Raw genomic sequence first — 12,710 nt, 5'->3', positions numbered from 1 at the left:
GTAGTTTTATACATTAATGAAATTTCAAGAGCTCATTATTTTAGCGTGACTTGAACAAAACGAAGAACTTTTTCATGCAATTTCTATATCCATTTTTCCTTTGGGGACTTTTAGCCGCTGCGATTCCCTTGATTATTCACCTCTTTAATTTTAGAAGAACCAAGAAAGTATATTTTACCAATGTGGCTTTTTTGAGGGCTGTTAATACAACTACTTCGTCATTTCGTAAGCTAAAGCATTTGCTAATTATGGCTGCGAGGATGGCTTTTATCATCGCTTTGGTACTGGCTTTTGCACAACCTTTTTTTCCGTCTAAAACAGGTGTTGGAATAAAAGTAGGAGGAATAAGTAGTTTATACATTGATAATTCATTGTCGATGCAGAACGAATTAGATAAAAAAACGTATCTCGATAAAGCTATTAATAAAGTAGAAGAACTTCTACTTTCATTCCCACAAGGTTCTCAATTACAATTAATTACCAATGATTTCTCTGCCGATGAACATGCTGTTGGTAATACGCAGCAAATCAAAGAACGCACTACTTCCATCAAGTTTACGCATAGTCCACGTACTTTAGAACAAGTATTAAATCGCCAGAAAAATCTAGCGTCTAAGCATAATTCACAAGGTGGAAATCAATATATATGGTTTTCAGATTTTCAAAAATCTACCGCAGGAAATTTATCAAAACTTAGTTTAGATTCAACCGATAGGCTTTTTTTAGTGCCAGTTCAATCAAAAGCAATTCAAAATGTTTTTGTGGATTCTGTTTGGTTGAATACGCCTTTTGTGCGTGAAATGCAGGTGAATCAATTGTCGGTCAAGTTATTTAACACGGGTGAAAATACCGTTGAAAATTTACCCGTAAAATTATTGATTGATGGTGTTCAGGTTTCGTCAACGATTGCTACTATTCCTGCAAAATCTTCAACGGTGGATACTTTCTCTTTTAATATTCAAGGTAAAGGCTTTAAAAAAGCAAATATTTCGTTTGATGATACGCCCATTACTTTTGATAACGATTATTTCTTTGTGTTGAATGTAGCTCCGAAAATTAAGGTTTTACATTTGTCAGGACAAAATACTGCTGGAAAATATTTGCCTGCGGTTTTTGCGAACGATAGTGTTTTTGCTTACAGGAATTATGCGGCTTCAAACGTTGATGTTGGTCTTTTTAAAACAGTTGATTTTATCATTTTAGAAGGACTACCAATTATTGAAGGTTCGATGAAATTAGCTTTAGAAGATTTTGTGAAATCGGGAGGAAGTTTGATGCTCATTCCGAATCAATCACCTGATTTAAGTAGTTACAATGGCTTTTTGAGTGCATTCAATATAAGAAATATTCAGGATAAAAAATCAATTACTGCTGAAGCAACGCCATTGGCTGAACCTGTGAAATCTTCATCATTTTTTGTAGATATTTTTGATAATTCTACACAAAAGGAAATGATACAAATGCCTAATCAGAATGCCATAATTACTTGGCAAGCTGTAGGCGAAAAATTATTGAATTTTAGAAACAATCAACCTTTTTTAACGGTTTCTATGGTTGCTAGTGGACGAGTATATCTGTTAGGCGCACCCTTGGATGTTCAATTTGGCGAATTTGCCAGAAATGCTTTGTTTGTACCCATTATGTATAAAATTGCGGCACAAAGCGTAGTACAAGAGCAAACGGCTTTCTCCTTTGAATCAAATACAATTTCAGTTGTTTTGGATGAAGTAAAAGCTGAAGTAAATGTTCGTCAACCCATTTTTACATTGAAACGCAACAAAATGGAGTTTATTCCCGTACAGCATTTAGTAGGAAATGTGTTAACGATTGAATTGCCCAAAGCGAATCAATTAAATGAAAACCAATTACTAGAATCGGGATATTATGAATTGCTTTTAGCTGGAAAAGTACAAAAAGTGTTGGCATTCAATCACGACCACAAAGAATCTATGATGGATTTTTACAGTGTGTCTGAATTGAGAAACCTTCTAGCTCAGAAGAAGAATATTCAGGTTTTTGATAGATTAGATGATGCTGATTTTGTAAGTACTTTTAAGGAGCAGAATTTTGGTGTAGCACTTTGGAAGTATTTTATCATTGCGGCTTTACTTTTCTTGGCTTTAGAAATTTTCATCATCAAAATGATGAAATAGTGAGAAAGATTTTAGATGAGGAGTAGCATTTGAATTAACAAATGTTATTTTTGCCTTTGGTAAAAGAGTAGTTTTGATTGAAATGTTTAACTAATCTTAGTTATAATTGTTTATTTCAAAGAGATTGGATAAGATACCTAGATTTCTAAAAAAATGGAATGAAGATTGCGGCTTATTCTTTGTATAGAAACAAAGTTCGGAAACTATAAAAACTCAAAAAAATCATTTGTTTAGAAATAAAAATGATAAATATGATTTTTGTTAGTTTTCTTACATTCAAATGTTCTAATACAGTTTCTCCAAAAGTATTAATTTTATAAATTAAGGGTTTAGATATAAAAAATATAAACTTTATTAGAATTATTTTATCGTCTATCATTAACCAAAACTAGTATTCGATTTTGAACTAGCACATATTAATATGTTTAATAACGCCATAACTTTAATTGTTGACGATGAGCACCTCAATCGTTTTTTGATGAGAAAGTATTTACAGACTTATGACGTTCCATTTGCTGAGGCTACTGATGGTCAAGAAGCTGTTGAGTTTCTTAGAGAAACAACACATGATAAAATCGTTGTCTTGCTAGATTTGAATATGCCTGTAATGGATGGCTATGAATTTTTAGAGTATTTAGCAAATCATTACTTAGAATTTAGAGATAAGAAAATATTAGTAGTTGTAGTTTCAGCAAGCGATTATACTATTTTTAGAAAAAATGCACCACATGCTGAAATTCTAAAGTATCTTCCCAAACCTGTAGGGAAAGAAATACTTTATGAGGTGATTTTAGAAGCAAATGAATATTTCAAAGCTACCGTTTGATTAGCTAAATTCCATTACTAATACATCCCTTTCGTTATCTTAATGGAAGGGATGTATTGTTTTAATACAAAATATTTTTAGAGTTGGTATTAGCGTTGAACTTTTGAAATATTATATTGTACTTTATTGTTGTTGTTGCTAAATTGAGAGATTCCAAATTGTTGATTATTAGATACTTTTCATTTTTTAGTTTAATAATAATAACTTGTAAAAAAGTAGTATCACAAATAGTAATAAAGAGATAATTTTATTATTTTTAGTAAGCTGTGTTAAAGTATCGGTTCCGAAAATTATTGAAACTAATTCTTTCCATAATGAGAATGAGCTTTAACCCAAAATGGTTGAATAATCTACTGAATAAACAATTGAAAATATGTCTAAGATAGTACTTATTGAAGATGATTTGCTTCTTGCAGAAAATACTAGCTTGATTCTGAGTTTACATGGCTACGAATGTTTTGTAGCTAACAGTAGTAAAGATGGCATTTTACTGATTGAAGAGATTAATCCTGATTTAGTAGTTTGTGATATAATGCTAGATTCTATGGACGGGTTTGATGTTCTTAGAGCTATTAGACAATCAAAAGGGTTTATCAATTTACCTTTTATTTTTTTGTCTGGCTTAGCTGATTTGACAGATAAAAGGAAAGGGATGAATTTAGGTGCTGATGATTTTTTGACAAAACCCTACAGTTCTAAGGATTTAATTGAAACCATACAAGCTAGAATAGAAATAAGTTCAGCAAAAAGAGTAAATGCTGAGATTGAAACAAAGAAAAATGCCATTGATGTTTTCTATAAAATTTCTACACATGAATATCTTACTCCTCTGAATGGAATTATTAATTTCGGAAAGCTCCTTGAAGAAATGATTAGCCAAAATGATATGGCAGATGCTAGTAATATCGTAAAAGCAATTCAGGTTTCAGGGCAAAGAATGTTGAGGGTAACTCGTAAGTTATTATGGCATAATCAATTAGTAAATGGAATAAGTCCTTGGGGCAATACCAATAAATCTAAATTAAATGTTGGAGACTTACAGCGTGGTATTTTTGATTTTTTGAAAAATAGCACCAATAGTCAGTTTGATTTTAATATTCAAGGAGAAGATTTTTACTTATTTGCTTTTGATAGAGAATCGCTCGAACAAATGATAACAGAATTACTACAAAATGTTATTCAGTATTCAGATCCTAAATTTGAAATTACCTCAAATAATTACTTTGAAAATGAGATGATAGTAATAAATATTAAAAATCATTATAAAGGTAATTATACAATGAGTACGAGTATGATAAAGCCTTTTTTCCAGGCACATCATTCCAAAGATATGAATGGTTCTGGTTTGGGTTTATATATTGTAAAAGAATGGGTTGAGAAACAAAAAGGAAGTTTAGAAGTAAGTACCAACCAAAATATGTTTGAGGTTACTTTAAAAATTCCAGCAAAGTTGGCTTCTTAAAAACTACAAATTGTAAGGAAGCTTGATTGTAAAAGCACTTCCTTCAAATGGCTTACTGATAAAGCTCAAATTTCCACCTAGTTTTTGCGTAAATTCTTTTGTGATTGTTAATCCAAGTCCTGTCCCTTCAATATTTTGTACATTATTTGCCCTAAAAAATGTTTCAAATAAATGTTCTTGCTCCTCCAGCGGAATCCCAATTCCATAGTCTTTTATAGTAATGCTATAAAAATCAGTATGGTATTCAACAAGTAATTCAGGGTTTTGTGCTTTTATCGAATATTTGAAGGCATTATTGATTAAATTGCTAATTACATGGCTTAGCAATGAAGGATCTGTCATGATTTCCCTGATTTTTTCAGGCAGTATTAACTTTAACTTTCTTCCATCTTTTCTGTCAACGTAATACTGTTCATTTAGGTCGTACAAAAATTTATGTAGGTCAAGTGGTTGTGGTTTTACTAATATTTTTCCGCCAGCTGTTTTCTCAATGGTCAAAATATCCTTCAACATCGTGTCTAGTCTGCTAGTTTGGAATAAAATTTTGTTAATATGTTCTTTAATTTTACTTTGTAATTCTTGATTACCAATCTTGATTGAATGTATGTCTAATATATCCACACTTGATACAATGGCTGTAATCGGTGTTCTAAATTCATGCGAAGTCAATGAAATAAACCTTGATTTTAGGTTATTAATTTCCTTTTCTTTTGCCAGTGAGAGTTCCAGTTTTCTTAAATTTTTGCGGTCTTCCTCCGCAATTTTTCGCTCGGTAATATCCAATGAAATGCCGTTATAAATAATTTTACCGTCTTTGATGGTTGGACTTGCTAAGCCTTGAAACCACTTCCTTTTACCATCTTTTGTTTCCATTTCACCTTCATAGTTCCAGTCTTTTTGATGAATAATTGCCTGATTAATTGATTCAAAAAAAGCATTTCTTTCTTTTTGATTAATTCTACCATTTTGCTGCCAATTTTTATCATTTACCTGAAAACCGAAAGTTTTCTTTCCTTTATCGCTGATGTAAGAAAAATAAGAAGAGCCGTCGGGTTCAACACAAAATTGGAAAACAATACCTGGAGAGTTTTTTGCCAAATCACTAAACATCATTTCACTTTGTTTTAGCTGTTCATTGGCTAGTTTACGCTCTGTAATGTCTGATAAAGCCATTACTAAGCCATAATTTTGGTCTTTTTTGCTGAGAATTGGATATAATCTTACAAAATACCAATTGGTAGTATTATTGGGTTGTAGAAATGAAATTTCATATTCCAGCCTTTTCCCATTTAGTACTTCTTGCATCATTTTTTGAAGAATGGGTCTTCTTTCAATTGGGAAGTAATCTAATATTGGAGTACCATTTGTAGGTACTTTACCAACATTAAAAAAGTTTTGGGAAGAAATATCATTAGCGATTTTATTGAATGATAATACTTCTAAACTTTTATTGATAAGGATATAACCAGTGTCGGTTGTTTCAAAAATAGCTTGAAGGTTTGCTTCAGATTCCGAAAGTTTTTGTTCGGCTATTCTTTTTTCAGAAACATCACTCAAAGACAAAGCCGCAGCTACAACAACATTGTTTTTGAAAATTGGATTTGCTTTTATTTCAAAGCTCTTATCGGGTACATTAGGATTGGAATTCGGAACAGAAAAGTTTGTAGCAAAACTTTTCCCAAGAAATATTCTATCATAAATTTCTTTCCAGAAAATCGAAATAGCTTCAGGTATGCTCTCCTTAAAGACAGAATCGCCAATACGATATAACTCTCCTGAATCAGCCAATAAATTTTGAATAAAAGCATTATTGGCTGTCATTAATAGATAATCCGTGTCGATACTCCAAATTATATCATCAGTACTGTTAATGAGGGCTTCATAATTATTGGTTTTTATTTCCAAGGCTTTCGTGATGTTGATAACATCGGTAACGTTTTCAACCAAGGATATAATAGAAATAACTTTCCCATTTTCGTCCATCAAAATTGAATTGTGCCAATTACAATAAATGACTTCACCTGATTTTGTAATATTTTTATTCTTGGATGTTAATCTGCTAATCGTTCCACTGAGCATTTCATCGGCGTAAACCTTTACATGCTCTAAATCACTTTCATGAATCAAATTGATTTCATTAAATGATTTTTCTACAATCTCTGATGCTTCCCAGCCGAAAATTACTTCAGCTTGTCCCGACCAGCTTTTTATGATTAAATCACTATCCCATTTTATCACCGCCAAAGGCGAATTGGTGTAATGAAAGTTAAGCTCCTCATTCAGTGCTTGTAACTGTTTTTCGTATTTTTTTTGCTTGGTTATGTTAGTTAGTGTAATTACAACACCGACTACTTCATCGGACAAGCTTTTAGAAGGAATAAATAATACTTTGTACCAATTTTGAGCGGTTTGAAAGGGGATGAAAAGTTCAGTTTCTACTTCTTCTCCAAGGATTGCTATTGCAAAATATTTTTCAATAAGAGGATGGATAGATGGATGTGAGTATTCAAAAATACTTTCGCCTTTGCGATATTCTTTATTGAGTAGTTTTTTAGCTCTTTCTTGAAATACTTTATTTGAATCAATGATTTTCTTATCCTTGTCTAATAAAATGATGGAATCTAAGGTATTATTAACATACGTTGAAAGTATTTTTTCGGAATAAATTAATTCAGACTTTTTATTAAAAAGCGATGCAGCTTGGCGAGCCAGTATCTCTAAACTCTTGATTTGTTGATGATTTAACGCTAATTTTTTTGAATGAAGAATACATAAAGAGCCTAAAATATAACCTTGTTGGTTTTTGATGGGCACACCAAGGTAAAAAAGAACATTGGGTGAACCAGTAACGAATTTATTATTTTTAAAACGCTCATCTGCTGTAGTATCTTCAACGATTAGAAAAGAATCGTTTTGAATCATGTGTTCACAGAAGGAGTCTTTTCTTGATATTTCACATAAATCTGTACCAATTTTAGCTTTGAACCACTGTCTGTTCGAATCCATCAGGCTAATTATAGCGATGGAAGCTCCACTTATCTGAATAGCGAGTGTAACAATATCTTCAAAATCTTGTTCGGCAGGAGTATCTAGTATATTCAATTCCTTCAAGGCTGCTAAACGAAGGATTTCATTTGAAGGAATTCGACTATCTTCCATTGGTTATTAGTGATTATTTTATCATTTAGAAGGCATGATAACATAGATTTTTTAACCCTAAATAAATTATTACACTACAGCTATTACGTTTTGAATAGCGTTTACAAGGTCTTTACCTCTGATTGGTTTGGTGAGGTACTCGTTAGCACCACTTTTAATGCCATTTTCATAGTCGGTATTTTCGGCATGAGCAGAAAGTAAAATGAATGGAGTATTAACTAATTTTACATCAGCACGGACATTTTTCAGAAAAACTAAACCGTTCATGCGGGGCATTCTTATATCAGAAACAATTACATCGAAGTCATGATGTTGAAGTATTTCCATTGCTTCAACGCCATCTTCCGCAGGAATGACGGTAAAATCAAATAATTCTAGAATTTCAACGTAATTGTTCCTCAAAACAACGTCGTCTTCAACAAATAGTATTTTAGTTTTCATAGTGGTATTTATGTACAATAAATAACTTTATAGTTAGTAAGAATCATATTTGGAAAAAGGTGATTTAATGTACGATTATTTTTGTATTTATCAAAGATTCAGCCTATTATTTCAGTAAGGTAACTTTAAAGTGAAGGTACTTCCTTTGCCAAATGGCTTATTTGAAGTTGTTAAAGCAGTTGACAGTTTTTGCTTTGATATAAAACCTGAAAATAAATCAAGGCAATTTAAATAAAAGGAATACTATTTGCAATGACAAAACTTATCCTGAGGAGTATTCTTTTTTATAGTTGCGAAGTACGAGTATAGTAAGTAGAAAAAAGTTGTTAAAAGGCTAAGAAATATATTTTATATTGAACTAAAACGGGCAAAAATATTACTTTTGCCCGTTTCTTTATTGATATTTCCGAATTTTATGCTTTGCTTGTGCCTTTTACTAAGGCTTTTAGAACGTCATCATTTACATTTCCGAATAGCGAAATACCTGCTGCACCATTTTTAATGGCTAATTTTATACCTTGAACAATTTCGTCATTATTATCAAAATCTGGTAAATACAAACCAGCATATAATGGAAATTTCCCATGCAATGCTTTAACGCCTTCTTCTACGGCATCGCCAATCCAACTTACATCTTCTTTATAAAATTTATGATAAATCATCGGACAAATTGCTGATAGATTCCAATTTACCCAGTCTTGTCGAACAATTCTTTTGGCTACTTCTGGTGTTGGAAAAACGGCAGCGGTAATTGGCTTTTTGAAACTTGAAGCAGTTTTAGCCAAATGATTTACCAGACGAGTAACATTATCATATCTAAACTTACGCCAAGATAAATTTTGGTCAGGGTTTTCTAAAGTTCTGATGTCGATTCCTTTTAATTCCTTGAATTTTGCTTGGCAAACATCACAGTAACAGAAATCGTACTCAGGTAATTCTTGATTTTGTTTGATGCCATACACTTGCCAAAGATTTACGGCTAAAATCACATCCGAGTAACGCACGTAGTCTAAATGAATACCATCTACATAAGGTTTACTCAATTCTGTTTTAACTGCTTTTTCTAAGTAATCACGTACTTCTGGACGAGAAGGGCAAAGCCAACGGTAATAATTTACGTAAGGAGGATTGGTTGCACAAGATTCGCCTTTTCTGTTGATTGCATACCATTCTGGATGTGCTTTCAAAAGACTTTCTTCGCCACGATTCAAAGTCCAAATCCAACGATGAGTAGTCAGTCCTTGTTTTTTAGCGATGGTAAAGTGTTTTTCGTCGTCAGCTTCAAAGAAAATTCCTGTAATACCGTGTGCCTTGTATTTTTTATAACGCTCAATTAATACTGTTTCAGTTTCTTTATGGTCTGGATTTATCCAAACCCAATTTTTTAATTGACTACTATTTTTGGCAGGAATTAAAGGATGAGCATTCAGCAAATTGGTACTTTGACCAGCTGCGAGTACACCTAAACCCATTTGTTTTAAAAAGGTACGTTTTTCCATATTATAACTTATTGTTGAAGAAGATACAATTATAAAGACTTGTTTTTACTTGTCTTGAGTAGGCTGTCCTGATTGAGTGTAATTTTGTTCAATCCTTCTTTGTCAACAATACTGATTAAAAATGTTTGACTGGTGGCTTCTAAGTCAATATTTTGAATGAATGCTTTACTTTGCTGGAGATTCGTGTCAAGTTCTAAAAGTGCCAAATCTTTAGCATAGTGCTGATTTTTTGCGAAATAGGCTTTTTGTTTGTGATAAATATCCCAAGCAATTTGCTTTACTTTTTCAATGTTTGGCAAAGGGAAATCGAAATCTTCAGCACCTACTTTTTTATCAGCAAATACCAAGTAACCCCAGTTTTCTGGCATGTGCATATCTATTTTTCCCTGATATGACCAAACCCAATTGTACTCTGGTAAAAAACCTTCACCATTTGCATTTTTCTGGCGACTGTATTTCCCCGCCTTTACATCGTGATTCCATTCTACTCTTGAGAAATTGATACGCCAATAAGATAAATCTTGAGGTTTTAAGAGATTATTGTCTAAACTTATTGAAGAAAAGGGAATGGCTATTTCTACCGTCCAATGTTTGTCTGTATCATTGGCGTTGTTTAATGTTCCTTCAATATTTACAGCCGTTTTTAGGTTTTTTATGTCCCAATTAATAAGTGCATTTCCACCATTTCTGTAAGGTTTCGGAAGGAATAAATCAAAAGTGTTATTGATAGCATTTACTTCTAATTCAAAATAGTTATGAGCGTCTCCATCTGGGTCAATAAAAACTTCAAAATCATTTTCAAGAAAAACTATCTGGTCTTTTTTGTTTTGATAAGCCCAAATATGTTTCTCTTCTAACTCGGCAGCGATGTACAAATACTTATCGTCCCATAACATTTTGGCTTTTGTGGCTTGCAGAGGTTTTGGCTTTTTGTCGCCTTCAATGTCAATAAAAAGACTTGTCCATTTTGCTTTTTGCCAAGAAGACTCAGAAAGTTTACCGTCAATTTTTAAAGGCTCATTACTTTTGAAACAATGATACTGAAGAGGTTCGAAAATGACTTGGGAAAACGAAGTGCACAGTTTTAGCCCAATTATTCCAGTAAGGAGTAATTTTTTCATGTGTATTAAAATTGGATAATGGTCGTCTTTTTAGCTAAAAACCAAATAAGTACGACGACGCTTGCGATTAATTAGTAAAACAAAGTAAGAATTAATTACTTCTGATACTAATTATAAGGAATAAAAAAGCCTTAAAATACTCAATGTGCCTATAAAATAGGCAAAAACTACTAGTAATTATGGTAACATATTGCCGATTAAAATGGAATTAATGAAGTGTTATCTCATAAGTGTTATACTTCCTTGTGTAGTGTAACTTGTCCCATCATTCAATTCTACTTCTACATTATACGCATAAATACCAACGTCGGCTGGTAAACCATTAAAAGTACCATCCCAACCATTTGATGCTGTTGAAGGAGTAATGTTTTCTTTCCAGAAAATTACTTCGCCCCATCTATCAAATACTTTCATGTTTTTAATTTGTTTTACACAGCCTGAGGCAAAAGCATAGAAAGTGTCATTTTTACCATCATTATTGGGCGAAAAAGCGTCAGGAATAAATACCAAACCACAATTTCTTACTGAAATATTAGCCACTTTTACTTTCTCGCATGGTTTGCCATCTAGGCTACTTACATAAACTGTGTATTGTCTGCTTGTGCTAGGTTTTGCCCAAGTTTCAGCACAATAAGCACAGCTTAAATCTAAAGCAGGTTGCCAAGTGTAGGAGTAATTACCAGTTGTTAAAACGATGGCTTTCAGTAACACACTATCTCCTGAAAGAATATCAAAATCCTGATTTTGGAGCGTTACATCAAAATCTATTACTTTTAGATTGGTCGTAATAACACTGTCGCATTGATTTACATTTTTAATGATTGTTGTGTATAAACCAGTAACATTATAAATTTCAGAGCCAACTTTAAAGGTCGTTCCAGCACAAATAGCGATTTCTTGACTTTTGGTAAGAAGCGGATTTACGGTAAGATTCAAAGTAACCGTACTGTCGCAAATGTCAGTTCTTTGTATATTTTCGATAAAAGTACCACTGGTTGTATATTCCCTAGTTCCTAATTTATATTTTTCTCCTTCACAAATTTTGGCATTGATGTTATTGTAAGGATGTTGATACTTGATGGTATAATCAAGTTTTAATTCACAAGAAGCATCTAAACTTGATAGAGGCAATATTTTCACAGAATACTTATCGCCTAACTTGGCTAGTACTTTGATTGAAGAAGTTGTTTCGCCATTACTCCAAGTATATTTTTCAAAACCGCTTGGGGCACTCAATACCATATAACCATTTTCATCAGGACAAGCTGCCGTTGGCTTTACTTCCGATTTTAAACATTGTGCATCAAAATAGGCATAGCCAAAATGTCTTCTTTCGGTACAGCCATGAGCAGTTACTTCTATGTTAATTTTTTTACCAAGATAACTCAGTAGGTTAATTGAACCAATAGTCCAGTTTCGGTATTCAATATTTCCACTATTGTTATAGCTTTGGATACTAAAATTTGAAGCTGTTCCAGACCGTGACAGTTGAATATTAAAGTTGCTACAATTTAATGGATTACCGTTTTCGTCTGTAATTTGAATATTGAACCTAGGTTTCTGAGCGTCAGAATGGTTATTGTCATTTTGAAGTACAACCGCAAATTTGTATTGAAACAAAGAATTGTCCTGTGTAACTATAAAAGAAGTTTTTAAACGATGATAAAACCCTCCTGAATTTGCATCATCAGTATTTCCTAGTCGAATAGCAAAATTACTTCCTGGAGCAACCATCAGAATTTTTTCGTTCGTTACTTTAGGGTCATTTCCGCTGCCAATGTTGGTGATTTGATACATATATCCAGGTTCTTCGGGGCCGTAAATGGTAGAAGTTCCTCCATTCGTTATTTTACCAGTCGTAACAGTCCAACCACTTATACTTCCTAGTTCAAAACCAATATTTGTACAGTCAGTTTGTGCAAAACTGCTGAAATTCAAAGACACGAAAAGGATACTAAACAATAAAATTTTCTGCATTTCAGTGGATTAGGGAAAATCTTTAATGAAAAAATTACCGCATAAATTTTCGGGAAATAGCAAGTAGTTATC

8 protein-coding genes are annotated in these 12,710 nt (G+C 32.6%); 3 read left to right on the top strand and 5 right to left on the bottom strand.

Going from position 1 to position 12,710, the window contains the following annotated elements:
- Positions 1 to 74: 74 nt before the first annotated feature.
- The 3 genes from HNP25_RS09415 (at position 75) to HNP25_RS09405 (ending at position 4,441) form a co-directional block, all read left to right on the top strand.
- The gene (locus HNP25_RS09415) at positions 75 to 2,153 is read left to right on the top strand and encodes a vWA domain-containing protein (RefSeq protein ID WP_184133612.1); all 2,079 of its coding nucleotides are present in this window, start codon (positions 75 to 77) and stop codon (positions 2,151 to 2,153) included.
- 421 nt (positions 2,154 to 2,574) lie between these two features.
- Positions 2,575 to 2,979 carry a response regulator gene (locus HNP25_RS09410; protein WP_221432436.1) on the top strand — a complete coding sequence of 135 codons (405 nt, stop codon included), beginning with the start codon at positions 2,575 to 2,577 and terminating at the stop codon, positions 2,977 to 2,979.
- A 373-nt stretch (positions 2,980 to 3,352) separates the two neighbouring features.
- Positions 3,353 to 4,441: a hybrid sensor histidine kinase/response regulator gene (locus tag HNP25_RS09405; protein ID WP_184133608.1), complete on the top strand. Its 1,089-nt coding sequence runs from the start codon at positions 3,353 to 3,355 to the stop codon at positions 4,439 to 4,441.
- A gap of 3 nt (positions 4,442 to 4,444) precedes the next feature.
- On the opposite strand, the gene HNP25_RS09400 is transcribed toward HNP25_RS09405, so the two are convergent.
- The 5 genes from HNP25_RS09400 to HNP25_RS09380 all read right to left on the bottom strand — a co-directional run bounded on the left by HNP25_RS09400 (position 4,445) and on the right by HNP25_RS09380 (position 12,638).
- A complete protein-coding gene (locus HNP25_RS09400; protein WP_184133606.1) occupies positions 4,445 to 7,600 on the bottom strand; it encodes a PAS domain S-box protein in 3,156 nt (1,051 codons plus the stop codon).
- A gap of 69 nt (positions 7,601 to 7,669) precedes the next feature.
- The gene (locus HNP25_RS09395) at positions 7,670 to 8,041 is read right to left on the bottom strand and encodes a response regulator (protein WP_184133604.1); all 372 of its coding nucleotides are present in this window, start codon (positions 8,039 to 8,041) and stop codon (positions 7,670 to 7,672) included.
- Between the two features lie 413 nt (positions 8,042 to 8,454).
- Complete coding sequence (locus HNP25_RS09390) at positions 8,455 to 9,540, bottom strand: family 10 glycosylhydrolase (protein ID WP_184133602.1); 1,086 nt, start codon at positions 9,538 to 9,540, stop codon at positions 8,455 to 8,457.
- 29 nt (positions 9,541 to 9,569) lie between these two features.
- Complete coding sequence (locus HNP25_RS09385) at positions 9,570 to 10,661, bottom strand: carbohydrate-binding family 9-like protein (RefSeq protein WP_184133600.1); 1,092 nt, start codon at positions 10,659 to 10,661, stop codon at positions 9,570 to 9,572.
- Between the two features lie 219 nt (positions 10,662 to 10,880).
- The gene (locus HNP25_RS09380; RefSeq protein ID WP_184133598.1) at positions 10,881 to 12,638 is read right to left on the bottom strand and encodes a T9SS type B sorting domain-containing protein; all 1,758 of its coding nucleotides are present in this window, start codon (positions 12,636 to 12,638) and stop codon (positions 10,881 to 10,883) included.
- Positions 12,639 to 12,710: the final 72 nt, after the last annotated feature.

It is taken from the genome of Arcicella rosea (genome assembly GCF_014204325.1).
Lineage (GTDB): Bacteria > Bacteroidota > Bacteroidia > Cytophagales > Spirosomataceae > Arcicella > Arcicella rosea_A.
The sequence above is the reverse complement of the archived record's forward strand: the minus strand, read 5'-3'. Positions and strand labels throughout refer to the sequence as shown.